This is a genomic window from Agaribacillus sp. DX54 (assembly GCF_056858335.1).
On the sequence record NZ_JBXEQE010000004.1, the window covers coordinates 143,227 to 158,910 of the forward strand.

Consider the following 15,684-nt stretch of genomic DNA (forward strand, 5'->3'; position numbering starts at 1 on the left):
ATGTCACAAAAAAATTGTCCTAAAACAAAATTTGTAACCTTAATTCAAATTTAAAATGAAAAAAGCACTTTTACTATTGTTGGGTCTTGCATTATTAATCATAACTCAACGTGTCCGGGCCCAGGACGAGGAAGATGATAACAAATTTCCAGTAGATATTTCAGGATCTGTGGATACTTACTTTAAAACAAATTTAACATCCAAAAATGTGGCCGATGAAGAGGGGGCATTTATCACACCTGGTTCATCATTTGCCAATAAATCGGGGTTTGCCCTGGGTATGGTCAACTTAATTGCCTCCAAAGAATGGGATAAAGTCGGATTTGTGGCTGACCTGGTATTTGGTCCCCGCGGAACGGATGCGGTATTTAACTCTATGGGATCATCCAGCATTGTCAACCAATTGTACGGTTACTGGAACGTCAGTGATAAGGTGACCCTGACCATGGGTAATTTCAACACCTTCCTGGGGTATGAAGTGATCTCACCAGTGGATAACTTTAATTATTCTACCTCCTACATGTTCTCTTACGGTCCCTTCTCCCATACGGGGGTTAAGGCCGATGTTTCCCTATCAGATAACCTGAGCCTGATGGCAGGGATTTTGAATCCTACCGATTTAACGGAATTCAACCCTGCGAGTACCTATTCACTTGGTGCTCAACTTGGGTATGAGAACGATAAGGGAAGTATTTACTTTAATGTATTATACGGTGATCAGGATGGTAATCTGGATGAAGATTTGGCTTTGACAGCAGATACAACCTCTGCCGGAAACACCTTACAGTTTGATATAACCACCGGATGGAATTTGACAGATGCGTTGTATGTCGGTTTAAATACCACTATTAATACTACCGATGCCGGAGAGGTATTTAACGGAACTTCGGTAGAGGACGCAGACGGTGACTCATTTGGCTTTTATGGTGTTGCCGGCTACATTCAGCTTACTACTTCCGATGTATTTGCTATTGGAGCGAGAGTAGAATATTTCTCAGAATTTGAAGAAGGCGCAGGCGCTATCGGCGCTTATGATGCTGATGGTGATGCCAGTATACTGGACGTTACCCTGACCGGAAAAATAAGTATTGGCGATCATATGACTTTAATACCTGAGGTAAGACTGGATGCTGCCTCAGAGGATGGAACCTTCGTTGAGGGTGATTTGGATCCTACCCAGAGCCTGGCATCATTTTTAGTAGCAGCCGTTTTTTCATTCTAAATATTAATATTCCGGATTGTGTGTTCCTTTTTCCGGATAAGCCAATTATTCGGGAAAGTCAATAATCCGGAATACATTAAATGTTTAAAGATCCTTTTGATGCTGAATTTTTGTCAAAACATAATAAATTGGGTATTTTTTATATCATAAAAACAAAAATAATTGTATATTTAAAGGTTATTGGATGAAATAAATGCCTAAAATTTGAAAAATTGCAAAGATAAAGCGTCAAGCGGGTTGAATTTTAGAAATAATTGAAAATAAATACCTTTTATTGATGAAATAAAAAACCTGAATCTGACACCTTATTCATGAATAATCATTTTAAAAATAGAAAAGTATGGCTAAAGTAAAATTAGAGTACATTTGGTTAGACGGATACAAACCAACTCAAAATTTAAGAAGTAAAACTAAAATCGTAGATGATTTTGGCGGTACCTTGGCTGACTGTCCCATGTGGTCATTTGATGGAAGCTCCACAGAGCAGGCTGAAGGTAATTCTTCGGATTGCCTGTTGAAACCAGTGGCCCTATTTCCCGACCTGGGAAGAAAAAATGCCTACCTGGTAATGACCGAAGTGTTAAATCCCGATGAAACGCCACACGAATCAAATGGCCGTGCCACCATAGACGACGATGACAATGATTTTTGGTTTGGCTTCGAACAGGAATATACTTTATGGAATCCGGAAACGGACAAGCCGCTTGGTTTTCCGGCTACGGGTTATCCTGCGCCCCAGGGCCAGTATTACTGCTCCGTAGGTGCTGCCAATGCATTCGGAAGGGAGATTGTAGAAGAACATCTGGATTTGTGCCTGAATGCAGGGATTAACATTGAAGGAATCAATGCGGAGGTAATGGCCGGGCAGTGGGAATTCCAGACTTTTGCCAAAGGAGCCAAGGCCGCCGGAGACCATACATGGGTAGCCAGATATCTATTGGAAAGAACCGCTGAGAAATACGGTGTGGTTGTCAACTGGCATTGCAAGCCGGTCAAAGGAGATTGGAATGGTTCTGGTAAGCATGCCAACTTTTCTAATTCCCTGTTAAGAAATGCCGGTAGTGAGGCAGTGTATAATGCTATCTGCGATGCTTTTGGCGATGTAATTGAAGAGCATATCGAGGTGTATGGTGCGGATAATCACGAAAGACTGACCGGTCTGCACGAAACGCAATCTATCGATAAATTCAGCTACGGCATCTCCGACCGGGGTGCTTCTATCCGTATACCGGTAGCTACGGTTGTCAACGGATGGAAAGGTTGGCTGGAAGACAGAAGACCTGCTTCAAATGCTGATCCTTATAAGGTTGCAAGCAGAATCATAAAAACGGTAAAAGGTGTGGCAGTTGAAGTCGAGGCCTGATCGCTGACCGTTTTCCAAAAGAGATATAGCAAAGAAAACTTTAATCCTTGCTTTTCTTTATATTCATCCGAATGATGCGCCATTCCCGGCGCATTATTTTTTTTTACAGCGCTTATTAATAACTTCGTCTTTTTAACTTCCGGTTACATGAGAAAAAAACTGTTATACGAAGGGGCCAGGAAACTTGAATACGAGATCAGGCACATCGTTAAAAAGGCTGAGTTGGTTGAAAACTGCGGTCAGTCGATTTATTGGGAAAATATAGGCGATCCTATTCAAAAGCATGCGAAGGTGCCGGGTTGGATCAAGGAAATCATCGGCAAACTCGTGAAAGAAGACGGAACCTACGGTTATTGTCATTCGCAAGGTGATCCGGAAGCGCGGGCTTTCGTAGCCGGGCAAAATAATTTATTAAAAGGTGTCCGGGTGTCCGCCAATGACATACTCTTTTTTAATGGGCTCGGCGATGCTATATCCAAACTATACAGGTATCTGCCGCCTACTTCCAGGGTAATTGGCCCTTCACCTACCTATTCCACCCATTCATCTACCGAAGCCGCACATGCTAACAGTGATCCGCTCACCTACAATCTTGATCCTGATAATTATTGGTATCCGGACCTGAATGACCTTTACAATAAGGTGAAGTACAATCCCAACATCGCAGGTATTTTAATCATTAATCCGGACAATCCTACCGGTATGGTCTACCCGCCGGAATACCTGGAAAAAATTGTAGCTATTGCCCGTGAATTTGATCTTTTGCTGATCAGCGATGAGATTTATACCAACATTATTTACAATGGGGCAAAGACACTTCGCTTAGCAGAGATAGTAGGGGATTTACCTGGCATTGCTTTGAAGGGGATTTCGAAGGAATTACCCTGGCCTGGTGCCAGGTGTGGCTGGATGGAGTTTTACAACCGCAATCTGCACCCTGAATTCAGCGATTTTTGTACAGCGCTGGAAGATGCAAAGATGGTTGAAGTCTGTTCTACCACCTTACCCCAAAAAGCCTTGCCGCTTATTCTGGGAGATCCCAGATACAGAGAATATGTAGCGGTTAAAAATCAAGCCATAGGTGAAAGGAGTAAGGTAATCTCAGGCATCTTAAGTGATGTTGCGCCAATAAGATTTGTGGCCACGCAGGGGGCTTTCTACAATACCATGGTATTTAAGGATGGAGCATTGAGGCCTGGTCAGTTCCTGAAAACAGATAACCCGGAAATACAAGCTTTGCTGGACGACTGGATCGATGATCAAACCCCGTTGGATAAGCGGTTTGTGTATTATCTTTTAGCCACAACCGGTGTGTGCGTGGTGCCTCTGTCATCGTTTCATTCCGGTTTGCAGGGTTTCAGGGTGACTTTACTGGAAGAAAATCCCGAACTTTTGCGATTGACTTTCAATAAGATAAAAGGTGCCATCAAGGAATACTGCCAGTCAGATATGATAAAAGTCTGAGTTTTTTAAAGATGGATTTCGCATTACAGGAAATCAATGTCCACATTAAATGGGTATTTCATTAAATACTGCAAAGCCTCCTCCACGGTAAGGTCTTCAAACAGGACTTTATGTAGCATATCCAATATAGGGGTACGGACTTTATAAAAATTGGCCAGCTTTTTGGCAATTTTTATGGTATTAATGCCTTCCGCCGTCTCCTCCATTGATTCAACGATCTGCGGCAGTTTTTCACCCTTCGCCAGCCGGTAACCAACGCTGAAATTTCGACTGAGTGTACTCGAACAGGTGGCTACAAGATCACCGACCCCTGCAAGACCGATAAAGGCCTCAGTATTGCCACCGAGTGCCCTGCCCAGGTAGATCATTTCAACCATGCCACGGCTGATCAGAAGTGCTCTTGCGTTTTCCCCGTAGCCCAGGCCGCTCAATGCCCCTGAGGCGATGGCAATGATATTCTTTAATACACCACAGAGCTCTACACCAATTAAATCCTTGCTTCCGTAAACCTGAAAACGATCATTTCTTAACAGTCTTATGCCTGCCTCGATCACTTCATCAAAATGGCTGGCCACCACTGTAGCAGCGGGTTGAAGGTCTGCCAGCTCCCTGGCAAGATTGGGACCAGCCAAACAGCCTACTCTTACAACCACGCTTTCATCCTGTATGATTTCGCTCATGGTTTTGACCTGATCGCGGTTAAGTTTTGTGACGTTGTCCATTTCAGCAGGAGTAGAAACGTCCATGCCTTTGGTGCCGTGAATAAGCAGGTGATAGGGGTGCAGGTAGGCGGATAAATCTTTTATCAACGACCTGAAAGCCGATGAAGGTACAATAGGAAAAAGAATGTCACATTTGGTGGCTATTTCCTGCAGTTCGTTAGTGCCACTGATATTTTTATGAAGCTTTTGGCCGCTGCTGATACCTTCGTTTTTAATCCGGTTTACAACGGCTTCATTTCTTGCGTAAAGCAGTACTTTACTTTTTTCAGCTAATATATTCGCAATGGCAGTACCAAAGCTCCCGGCTCCGATTACCCCCACAGGTTTTTCAGACGATATTTTCGAGTCCATACCCACATAATCGGTTATGATAATAAAATAATGTGTTCAGGTCATGGGTTATCAGATTACCCTCCTTATTTTTTACCAGGGGTCTTTTCGAGTGATACATGCCAACATTATACAAGCCATGGTCAATGATTTTATCCGGGGTATCCCTGAGATGGGGAGCGATGGTAACTTTTTGTTCCTGATTTAAAAGGTGTATCTGTTGCAAGGCAAGTTCGAACGATTTCCTGAACTCCTCATAGGAAATGATGCTTTCTTCTTTTGGGATTCTCAGCAGATCATAGAGATCCAGGTGACTGTGTCTTTTTTTCAGGATATTAAATGCCGTAAAGGCTACCAAATGACTTGAAAAAACGCGATTATTCCTGCGAAATTCTTTGACAATTACTTCACCCAGTCTTCTGGTATATTCCTTTTCCCTTTGAAGATCTTCTGTAATCTCCCCATTACTGATAAAGTAATCGCGAATATTTATCCTTCTTCCTTTTTTATCGATACTGTTTCCGGCCTCATCCACATAATTACCCAACAAATCGAGTCCCCTTCCGATAGATACCGAAATGTCAGACCCTTTGGTAATAAATTTAAAAAGAAATATCAGGATTTTGTATGAATTGGTAAATGAGTCGTTTTCAACATAATACCTTTCCTGACCTTTTGACTGCAAATAATCGTTAATGAGCCCGGGGGCCTCCACCACAAAGTGATAGTTGATGACTACAGGAACCACAAACACCTTATGATTCTCCTCATCACTGTTATGTTGAAGGCTATGGCGCTGGGCTTCCATGGCACTCCCTAACAACCCCAGCTTTAATTTGCTTTCTATTTTACCTGACCTGGAGCGGGTGCCTCCCGGGAAAAAAAGGCCGTGACATCCCTTGACGGTTGCTAATTTGGAATAGGTCTTTAGCGTCTCCCTGTAAATCTGATTTTTTTTTCTTCTATCCACTTTGTATGCCCCCAGGCTGTTCATAAAGAAAGCCAGAATGCCAATATTGAACAGGTTTAACCCTGCTCCGTAAATAAATGGGGGCAAACCCAGAATATGAATTACCCAGCCAATCAATATCGAATCCAAATTGCTGAAATGGGTGGGTACCATGATGACGGTGCCTTTTTTAGCGAGGCTTCTCAACTGCTCAACTTCACCAGTGATCTGGATTTTATCCTGAAGTGTCACCCGCCTGCTCCAGACCGAACGCCAACCTTTGACCTTTGAGGCGTTTAGCAGCCGTTTAAAGCCGAACTTTACCAGGGTCCGTGCCAGCTTGTAACGGGACCGCTTAAAGTTGCCCTGAATCTCATGGGCATACCGGGAGACAATTTCATGTAAGATGTTTTTTATCTCATCTTCATGTTTTTTCTCGTTGTTGCCGACAGAAATTTTTAAAAGCCTGGCTTTGATCCCGGACCAAAATGCCGGATCGTCATCCGGGTCGACGTTCCAGGGATTTTGCTTAACCCGCAACATCTCCTTGAACCTGGTTTGCTCTATTTCTTCTTTCAGGCTTCCGTTTTCCGCATGTAGGGCAGTAATCACTGAAACCGATTCATGAATAACTGATTCAATGAATTGTTTCCGGTTTTTACTGAGCTGGACTACCGGCCAATCCATAGAGCCCGGCAAGATGGGAGCATATTTCTTCTTCACATAAGAGTCGCCTGAAGGTCGCATCAAAAAATCTGTTGATTACCTGCTAATTTAATTATTTTGTTCAATTTCAAGCTTTGGAAAGAAAAATTTCCCGGTACTATCTTTTTCGAAAGGTACAGCCTGTATCACCGCCTCCAGGTTAACCGGCCCAAAAATATGAGGGAATAGACTGTCCCTTGTTACTGCCAGCTCATATTTGACGGGGGCATTCAGTTTTTCGGGGTCGATGGCTAACAATACTAAAGGTACATCTTCGCTGTAGTACATCTCCGCAGTTGACAATAGCTGATCATAATCCGAGGCATGAATAAACCCCTCTTTGATCAGGCTCTCATGGGTATACACTTTTTCCTGAATAGCCCGTTCCCAATCCTTTTTAATACTGATATGATAAATGAACATTTCCTTTAGGGGTAATTTTCCCATTTTAAACCTGATCAGTTTATTCACATAAACCACAAAGGATCTCATGTTGATACTTATATGCTTCAACATGAAATCGTTGTTATGCCCGGCCTCCTTTATGGTTAATACATTGGTACCCAACCAGCCGAAATAACCGACAACCAGGCTTGCAAAGAGGAATGAAAGGCTTAGCCAAGGGTTAAAAAGGTTCTTTAATATGGATATTAAAACAAATGCCGACGAAGTGCCTCCCAGGATGAGCGGAAACATGAGCTTCCTGGATTCAAATGTAATTTGTTTAATATGGGACAATTCGAAGTTATAGCTTCTTGAGCGGTAGATAATGGTGAGGTATGCTTCGCTTAACAAGCATTTATTTTTATCGTCATTCTCCTTGTATAAATAGCAGATAGCTTTGATCGAATCTCGTTCAGAGGGACTTGCTTCCAATGTTGACAGCGGTTAATTGAAAATGTTAAAATTAGTGATTACTAAGATATAACACGTTATGAAAGGAAGTATTTTTCTGCTGGTTGAAGGAAAAATGAAGAGCCTCGCAAAAAAATGTCGCCAGCGAGGCATTCTTCATTTACCACTAACATACACCACTATGATTAACTAAAATATCTTGTTCATTCAGGGGTAGCTTTTTAAATTGGGCTATCGTTCGTTTCTAAACAACCACTTATATAATAGCGCCGATGCCAGTATTCCCGCGAGCATTAATGTGATAATCAAAAACATCTTTCAATTATTATCTTGTTACACGCACTTCAAGCCAAAAGGTATGCCAACAACGTAAACAACTCTAAACAGCCCTTAATGGCCTATTCCAGGTAATTTCCCACAAAACAATGTCCCATTTTGGGAAAAAACCCTCCATTATGGGATAAATGGAGGGTGAGAGTGGGTGTGAGTGTGAGTGTGGTTTTTCTGCCCCGGAGGGGCGGCATATTGGTAGCCCGACGTATTGTTTACAACTGGTGTGTTGGCTTGGTTTTTCCATCGTTGGGGCAAAATATTGTTGGGCCAACGTATTATTTAAAACCAGTCGCTTGCTGGCTGATATTAAAGCCTTTGGAGGGTAAAATATCGATGGATGTTTTGCAGGGGGTTATTTATTTGCTTTGATGTAGACCACCATTTTGGTTTGAAAGAAGTCTTCAGAAAAGAATTCAGCCAGAGGGATAAGCTGGTAAGGGCGGTTGAGGGCTTTCATTTCTTGTTTCAGGTCTCCACCTTTCAAACATAGAATACCATGTGAAAAGCCATTTTCATCAGCTCCGTAGATGATCTTTTTTCCGACCCATTGATAGAAAGGTTTGATACGCGCCACGGCCCTGCTTACAACGAAATGAAATGTCCCTTTCACCTCCTCCACTCTCTGATGCCGGGTGCTTACATTTTGGAGATCTAACCGGGAGGCTATGGCATTCACCACTTTTATCTTTTTACCAATGGAGTCTGCCAGCATGAATTCGGTTTCAGGAAACAGTATGGCCAGAGGTATCCCGGGAAAACCACCGCCCGTCCCCGCATCCATAACCCGCTGACCAGGCAAAAAACCGCTTACTTTGGCTATCCCCAGGGAATGCAGGCAATGTTTGAGATATAAATGATCGATGTCTTTTCTGGATATAACATTGATTTTTTCATTCCACGCCCGGTACAGGCCTCCAAGCTCCTGAAACTGCTGTTTTTGCCTGTCTGTCAGCGCCGGGAAATACTTGAAAATGAGTGCTGCGGAATCCATAAGGTATGCATATGACCAATTGGCAGGTATAACTGCTTGATGTAATAGCCCGGTTAAATGTGCTGTTCCTTGCCTTTGACCAGGTCATACATCAATTCCCGTGCCCGGTGCAGTTGGGCTTTGACGGTGCCGAGAGGTGCATCTAATTCTTTGGCGATTTCGTCGTAACTGTACTCCTGGAAGTATCTCAACCGGACGAGTTTTTGGTATTTCGGCGGCAATTTGGTGACAAACATCCGGATCAACTCAATCTTCTGGGATTTAATGGCTTCTTCCTGCGGATCCAGGTTGCTGTCCTTTACATCGATAGTAACCGCATCACCATTGTCATCTTTAAATGAAGTATCCAGGCTCAGCGTTTCCAGTTTTTTCTTTCTGATAAAATCGATTGAATTGTTGGTGGCTATTCGAAACAACCAGGTACTAAATGTATAGTCTTTCTTGAATTTATGTAAATTTTTGAATGCTTTGGCAAAGGCCTCTATGGTGAGATCCTCCGCGTCATCCACATTTCTGACCATTTTCAAAATCATATGGTAAACAGGTTTCCTATACCTTTTCATCAATTCGGCATAGGCGCTTTCATCGTTCTTCACAGTAGCCTCATCGATGAGATGGAAATCTTCTAGCGCTTTTTTTGAAAACTGTTTACTGTTTAGTTCCATTTAACTTTTTTTGAAAACAATGCAGGGATGCCTGTAAAAGAATAGTAAAAGACATAGATAATGTCGAGTATTACTAAATTCCAAAAGCTGATACTATCTCCTAGTTTTTTGGAAGCAGGCACAAAGGTTACTAACAAGAAAAATGCTCTAATTAATAAACCCCACAATAACCAAATTGGTTCTCTACTCATTACTGCTAAGGTAATAAAAGAGAACCAGAATAATACATGTGACAACGATAAAATTCCTAAACTCGTTTTATTTCTCCCTTTGTATAACTTACCGACAGACAAGTGCCGTTTCTTTTGGCGGTAAAACTCCCGCCACTTGGTTTTGGGATAAGAGACGACCAATCCATCCTTTCCAACAGCCACCTTGGTATTATTTTTATTGCTGTTTTTATTCACAAAAAGATCATCATCCCCGCCCACAACTTTTTCATATCCTGAAAATCCGTTTTTCTCAAGAAAAAAAGACTTTCTGTAAGCAAGGTTTCTGCCTACCCCCATATATGGGGACTTTCCCAGGGCGGCAGAAACATATTGAATCGCGGTATATAACGTTTCAAACCGGATCAATTTGTTGAGTAACCCTTTTTTTCTTTCATACTGCGAAAACCCTAAAACAATTTTTATGTTTTCCTCAAAACCATTGGCCATGGTTTGTATCCAACGGTTGGTATTGGGATAACAGTCGGCGTCGGTTAAAAGGACGATGTCATTTTTGGCTTTTTTGATACCTAACATCAGGGCATATTTTTTTTCCTGTATGTGGTCGGGGGTGCTTTCAATGTTGACAACTTCCAGGAGATTGCTTTTTTGCTCTTCTTCCCTTAAAAAATCATAGGTACCATCGCCGGAGCGATCATTGATTACGATAATCTCGAAGTCCGGATATTCCTGCTCATATAACCTGGGCAAGAGCTTTTGCAGATTCTGCAATTCATTACGTGAACAAACAACGACAGACACCGGCTCTTGCCGATTGGTTTTTTGTGATCCTTTTTCTTTCATGAAAACCAACCTGGAAAACCTGAAAAGCCAAAATAAAAATTGTACGGTAGTACTTCCCAAAAAAATGTAGAATATTGTCTTAAATACCATATAGCCTAATTGATCTTAACAAAGATGGATAAATAGGTTCTCGCCGAAACCATCAAAAGACAAAGATAAATTGAATTTTCACAAGAAAAGTTGGATAGAAGCTATATTTTTGTGCAAAAAACACAGATTTCTTGCATGGAATTTAAGGTATTGGAGGCAGATGATCGGAGCAATGCCAGGGCCGGTCTCATCAAAACTGCCCACGGGGAAATAGAGACACCAATATTTATGCCGGTTGGTACAGCCGGTACGGTAAAAGCGATTCATCAGAGGGAATTAAAGGATGATGTCGGAGCGGAGATTATTTTAGGGAATACTTATCACCTTTATTTAAGACCCGGGCTTGAGGTCATAGAAATGGCGGGGGGGCTGCATAAATTTAATGGCTGGAAAGGGCCTGTTTTGACCGACAGTGGCGGTTATCAGGTTTATTCCCTTTCCGACAGCAGAAAGATTTCAGAGGAAGGGGTCAATTTCAGGTCACATATCGATGGTTCAAAACACCTGTTCACACCTGAGAATGTCATGGATATTCAAAGAGTCATTGGCGCAGATATTATTATGGCATTTGATGAATGTACCCCGTATCCGTGTGAATATCCCTATGCAAAAGATTCTCTGGACATGACGCACCGTTGGCTGAAGAGGTGCTGTGACCGTTTTGATCAAACCAGGCCGCTTTACGACTACAGTCAGGCCCTGTTTCCCATTGTACAGGGGAGTACCTTTTCCGATTTAAGAAAAGCTTCATCGGAGACAATAGCGTCATTTGAGAGGGAAGGCAACGCTATCGGTGGACTGGCAGTAGGTGAGCCTGCTGAGGTGATGTATAAAATGACAGACGAAGTTTGCACCATTTTGCCAAAAGACAAACCCAGGTATTTGATGGGTGTAGGTACACCGGAGAATATACTCGAATCTATTGGTCTGGGAATTGATATGTTTGATTGTGTGATGCCGACCAGAAACGCAAGAAATGGGATGTTATTTACAAGCGAAGGCATCATCAATATAAAAAACAGAAAATGGCAAAACGACCTTAGTCCGATAGATGCCCATCTCGGCGGGTATGTGAATGAAACTTATTCAAAGGCCTATTTACGGCATTTAATCATCAGCAAAGAAATACTTGGTGCGCAAATTGCTAGTATTCATAACCTGAGCTTTTATCTCTGGCTGGTGAAGGAGGCAAGAAGGCAAATTATTGAAGGTAATTTTGCCTCATGGAAAACGGCTATGATCAAAAAAGTATCCGTAAAATTATAGTAATTGTATATTTGAAAATAAATTTCAGTTGATGCTTAAGCTGATTGACAGATATATACTCAAGAAATTTCTCAGTGCCTATTTTTTTGTGGTTATCATTCTGGTAGCGGTAATACTCGTGATTGATTTTACCGAAAAGAATGACGACTTCATAAAACACAACCTTAGTGCCTGGCAGATACTGAACTATTATAAGGTTGTCGCACCGTTTTTTGCTAATTTAATTACACCCATTACGGTGTTTATTGCCACGGTATTTGTCACGTCCAAAATGGCCGGACACACAGAAATCATTGCCATTCTGAGCAGTGGCGTTTCCTTCATTCGCCTGATGCGACCTTACTTGGTCGGGTCTATTATTATCGCCGCCCTTAGTTTTTATTTAAACGGCTGGGTAATTCCCGATTCCAATAAAGAAAGGGTAGCTTTTGAAATCCAGTATACAAAAAAACCCTTTAACTATTCGGAGCGGAATATTCATATTCAGGAAGGAAATGAGACTTTTCTGTACATGCAAAGCTATAACAACCGGGTGAACAGGGGCAACCGCTTTACCATGGAAAAAGTTGATGGTACCCAGTTGGTGGAGAAGCTAACCGCCGATTATGTACAGTGGCAGCCGGAAAAGGGGAAGTGGTTGATTAAAAACTGGAGGTTGCGGGAATTTGACAGTTTGGGTGAAACGCTTTCGGAAGGTGCGGAACTGGATACTTTGCTGAGAATACATCCCAAAGATTTCGAAAACAACTACCGCCGCTGGGAGGCACTTACCATAGATGAATTAAATGAATATATCGGGGAGTTAAGTTCCAGAGGGTCCATGGAGGTACCAATTTACCAGATTGAAAAGTATGTCAGGTATATGGCCCCATTCACCGTTATCATTTTGACGTTCATTGGATTGATAGTTTCCGCGCGTAAAACCAGGGGTGGCACCGGCTTTCAGATAGCGCTGGGGTTTTTGATCGCCTTTATCTATATCATCGTATTTATTTTAACAAGAAGTATCGCCGAAACCAGCAGTTTAAACCCGATTTTTGTGGTCTGGTTACCCAACATTATTTTTTCTTTGGTAGGATTTATACTTTATAAAACAGTTCCCAGATGATGAAGGCGCACTTCCGGGATTATTTATTACTTCATTTTATTGTATTTATTTGGGGTTTTACTGCAATTCTAGGCAAACTTATTCAAATTTCTGCCCTGGAACTGGTGTTTTACAGAACACTGTTTGCTTTTGTATCCCTGGGCATTTTGATGACTCTTAGAAAACGGAATTTCATAATAGGGGGTGTGGAAATAGTCAAAATCCTTGCAAACGGCGTTCTTATTGGTCTGCACTGGGTATTTTTTTTTGCTTCGGTGAAGGTTTCTACCGTCTCGGTATGTCTTGCAGGTATGGCTACGGCAACGTTGTGGACCAGTATTCTGGAGCCGGTTATGGGTAAGCGAAAAATCCGGATATTTGAAGTGTTACTGGGTATCATCATCATATTTGGGCTGTATGTTATTTTCAGATTTGAATTTGATCACCTGCTCGGGCTGATTTTTTCGATTTTTTCTGCCTTTCTGGCAGCGTTGTTTTTTGTGATCAACAGCAAATTTGCTATGAAACACGACCATTATATGGTAACTTTCTATGAAATGGTGGGGGCATTTTTGGGTACGGCCTTTTTTTTGCTGGTTTATGGTTTCTGGTTGGCTGGTGATAGTTATACCATAAATCTTGCCGGAAGTGGAATGGATTATCTTTATCTCCTGATTTTGGCGTTGGTTTGCACCGTTTACCCACTGGCCATTTCGGTAGAGTTGATGAAAAGGTTGACCGTGTTCAGCATCAATCTAACCATTAACCTGGAACCAGTGTACGGAATAATACTGGCGTTGATCATTTTTAAGGAAAAGGAAAATATGTCCACAGGTTTTTATCTGGGCACTTTAATCATCCTTATGGCGGTTATTATTCACCCTTTCATTCAGCGGCGCCTGATGCAGCGAAGGTTGAGGTCGCGCCCCTGATATGATCAGGTAAGTTTTCCTTTCCATAATTTGTAGCTGTTGTATTCGTCAGGCAGGGTAGGCATGTCCTCAAACAGCCCAAACAATACCGATCCGGAACCACTCATACTGGCATATTCGGCACCCAGCTCATACAGTTCATTTTTAATACGTTGTAAAACAGGGAATTTTTTAAAGACAGTATTTTCAAAATCATTGATTAGCAGGTCTTTCCAGTTTTGAGGTGATTCATTTTCAATGATCCCTGCAATTTTTTTTGACGGTGCTGAAGGTGTGATTCCACTGTAGGCATCAGCGGTATCTACATGAATATTAGGATAAACCAAAACCAGGCATTTGGAGGACAGGTCTATGCTGATATTTTCAAATCTGTCTCCCTTTTCTGTGGCAAGTGTGGGCAGGCTTTTTATAAAGAAAGCACAATCACTACCAATTTGCCTTGCATATTGGCATAACATATCCTCCTCAAGATACAGGTTAAATAATTCATTCAACATTTTTAGCGCAAATGCCGCATCTGACGACCCTCCTCCCAATCCGGCTCCGATGGGTATGATTTTATGCAAATGTATAGCCACCGGGCCGATAGCAAAATCTCTGTTCAGCAGCCGGTAGGCTTTCAGGCATAAGTTCTCTTCGGGATTTCCGGGTATTTCCAGCCCGCTGCTTTGAAAAGATACTTTTTGTGCCGGTATAATTTCCAGTATATCGTGCCAGGCAACAGGATAAAAACACGATTCCAGGTTATGAAATCCATCTTCTCTTTTTTCAATAATGTTTAACCCGAGGTTTATTTTGGCGTTTGGAAAGGAAATCAATCTGCAAATAAAATGGTTATGATTTCTTTAATTCTGCGATGATGTCTTCAGTAATTCCGGAAGAGGAGAAACCTCCATCGTGCATCAGGTTTTGCATAGTAACCATACGTGTCAGGTCTGAAAACAGGGTGACCACGTAGTTGGCACAATCTTCGGCCGAGGCATTTCCCAGGGGAGACATTTTATCTGCGTAATCAAAAAATACGTCAAAGCCCCCGACTCCGGTACCCGCTGTAGTCATGGTCGGTGATTGGGAAATGGTATTGACCCGCACTTTTTTAGATTTGGCAAATCTGTATCCATAACTTCTGGCAATGGATTCCAAAACTGATTTTGCCTGAGCCATATCGGAGTAATCGGGAAAGGTTCTCTGAGCCGCAATGTAGCTAAGGGCCAGAATGGACCCCCATTCATTCATAGCATCTAACTTTTCTGCGGTTTGCATTACCTTATGAAATGATATCCCCGACACATCCAGGGTTTTAAGAAACCAATCATAATTTAAATCACCATATGTTTTCTTTTTCCTCACATTCGGGCTCATTCCTATGGAATGCAAAACAAAATCGATTTTCCCGCCCAATAAATCCATAGATTCGGTAAACAGCTTTTCCAAATCTTCGGTGGAGGTAGCATCGGCAGGTATTACTTTAGCATGACAAATTTCAGCGAGCTGATTGATGGACCCCATTCTCATAGCGATAGGAGCGTTGCTTAGGGTAAAAGCGGCGCCTTCTTCCCTGGCCTTTAAAGCCACTTTCCAGGCGATGGACTGCTCATCCAGGGCGCCGAAGATTATTCCTTTTTTACCTTCTAATAAATTATATGCCATAGGTATAAATTAAATATGGGTTTTGACGGTGCAAAAATATAAATTTA

General features: G+C 42.1%; 14 protein-coding genes. 6 read left to right on the forward strand and 8 right to left on the reverse strand.

Annotation, left to right across the window (positions count from 1 at the left end; all coding sequences use genetic code 11):
• The first annotated feature begins 55 nt into the window (after positions 1 to 55).
• The 3 genes from AC04NP_RS06550 to AC04NP_RS06560 all read left to right on the forward strand — a co-directional run bounded on the left by AC04NP_RS06550 (position 56) and on the right by AC04NP_RS06560 (position 4,049).
• Positions 56 to 1,222 carry a porin gene (locus AC04NP_RS06550; RefSeq protein ID WP_482858716.1) on the forward strand — a complete coding sequence of 389 codons (1,167 nt, stop codon included), beginning with the start codon at positions 56 to 58 and terminating at the stop codon, positions 1,220 to 1,222.
• Positions 1,223 to 1,562: 340 nt separating this feature from the next.
• Positions 1,563 to 2,585 (forward strand): glutamine synthetase beta-grasp domain-containing protein, encoded by a 1,023-nt coding sequence (locus AC04NP_RS06555; RefSeq protein ID WP_482858717.1) that lies wholly within the window; start codon positions 1,563 to 1,565, stop codon positions 2,583 to 2,585.
• A 147-nt stretch (positions 2,586 to 2,732) separates the two neighbouring features.
• The gene (locus AC04NP_RS06560) at positions 2,733 to 4,049 is read left to right on the forward strand and encodes a pyridoxal phosphate-dependent aminotransferase (RefSeq protein WP_482858718.1); all 1,317 of its coding nucleotides are present in this window, start codon (positions 2,733 to 2,735) and stop codon (positions 4,047 to 4,049) included.
• Between the two features lie 23 nt (positions 4,050 to 4,072).
• Here AC04NP_RS06560 and AC04NP_RS06565 read toward each other — a convergent pair whose 3' ends face one another.
• From AC04NP_RS06565 to AC04NP_RS06590, 6 genes are all read right to left on the reverse strand, one after another.
• Positions 4,073 to 5,122, reverse strand: coding sequence for an NAD(P)H-dependent glycerol-3-phosphate dehydrogenase (locus tag AC04NP_RS06565; protein WP_482858719.1), 1,050 nt, complete (start codon positions 5,120 to 5,122; stop codon positions 4,073 to 4,075).
• Positions 5,100 to 6,797 carry a 1-acyl-sn-glycerol-3-phosphate acyltransferase gene (locus tag AC04NP_RS06570; protein ID WP_482858720.1) on the reverse strand — a complete coding sequence of 566 codons (1,698 nt, stop codon included), beginning with the start codon at positions 6,795 to 6,797 and terminating at the stop codon, positions 5,100 to 5,102. The genes AC04NP_RS06565 and AC04NP_RS06570 overlap by 23 nt, the downstream gene beginning before the upstream one ends.
• A 27-nt stretch (positions 6,798 to 6,824) precedes the next feature.
• A complete protein-coding gene (locus AC04NP_RS06575; protein WP_482858721.1) occupies positions 6,825 to 7,631 on the reverse strand; it encodes a DUF952 domain-containing protein in 807 nt (268 codons plus the stop codon).
• 664 nt (positions 7,632 to 8,295) lie between these two features.
• Entirely contained in the window at positions 8,296 to 8,934 is a 639-nt protein-coding gene (rsmG, locus tag AC04NP_RS06580; protein WP_482858722.1) for a 16S rRNA (guanine(527)-N(7))-methyltransferase RsmG, read from the reverse strand.
• A 53-nt stretch (positions 8,935 to 8,987) separates the two neighbouring features.
• Positions 8,988 to 9,599 carry an RNA polymerase sigma factor gene (locus AC04NP_RS06585; protein WP_482858723.1) on the reverse strand — a complete coding sequence of 204 codons (612 nt, stop codon included), beginning with the start codon at positions 9,597 to 9,599 and terminating at the stop codon, positions 8,988 to 8,990.
• Positions 9,590 to 10,702 (reverse strand): glycosyltransferase, encoded by a 1,113-nt coding sequence (locus AC04NP_RS06590; protein ID WP_482858724.1) that lies wholly within the window; start codon positions 10,700 to 10,702, stop codon positions 9,590 to 9,592. Before AC04NP_RS06590 ends, AC04NP_RS06585 begins: the two co-directional genes overlap by 10 nt.
• A gap of 135 nt (positions 10,703 to 10,837) precedes the next feature.
• On the opposite strand from AC04NP_RS06590, the gene tgt reads away from it, so the two are divergent.
• Genes tgt through AC04NP_RS06605 form a run of 3 tightly spaced genes read left to right on the forward strand, consistent with a single transcriptional unit; the run spans position 10,838 to position 13,987 of the window.
• Positions 10,838 to 11,968, forward strand: a complete 1,131-nt coding sequence (gene tgt, locus AC04NP_RS06595; protein WP_482858725.1) for a tRNA guanosine(34) transglycosylase Tgt — start codon at positions 10,838 to 10,840, stop codon at positions 11,966 to 11,968.
• Positions 11,969 to 11,999: 31 nt separating this feature from the next.
• Positions 12,000 to 13,076, forward strand: a complete 1,077-nt coding sequence (locus tag AC04NP_RS06600) for an LptF/LptG family permease (RefSeq protein WP_482858726.1) — start codon at positions 12,000 to 12,002, stop codon at positions 13,074 to 13,076.
• A complete protein-coding gene (locus AC04NP_RS06605) occupies positions 13,073 to 13,987 on the forward strand; it encodes a DMT family transporter (RefSeq protein WP_482858727.1) in 915 nt (304 codons plus the stop codon). The genes AC04NP_RS06600 and AC04NP_RS06605 overlap by 4 nt, the downstream gene beginning before the upstream one ends.
• 5 nt (positions 13,988 to 13,992) lie before the next feature.
• Here the strand turns inward: AC04NP_RS06605 and ispE are convergent, their stop codons facing one another.
• The gene (gene ispE / locus AC04NP_RS06610; protein ID WP_482858728.1) at positions 13,993 to 14,805 is read right to left on the reverse strand and encodes a 4-(cytidine 5'-diphospho)-2-C-methyl-D-erythritol kinase; all 813 of its coding nucleotides are present in this window, start codon (positions 14,803 to 14,805) and stop codon (positions 13,993 to 13,995) included.
• Positions 14,806 to 14,821: 16 nt separating this feature from the next.
• Positions 14,822 to 15,637 (reverse strand): enoyl-ACP reductase FabI, encoded by an 816-nt coding sequence (locus tag AC04NP_RS06615; protein ID WP_482858729.1) that lies wholly within the window; start codon positions 15,635 to 15,637, stop codon positions 14,822 to 14,824.
• Positions 15,638 to 15,684: the final 47 nt, after the last annotated feature.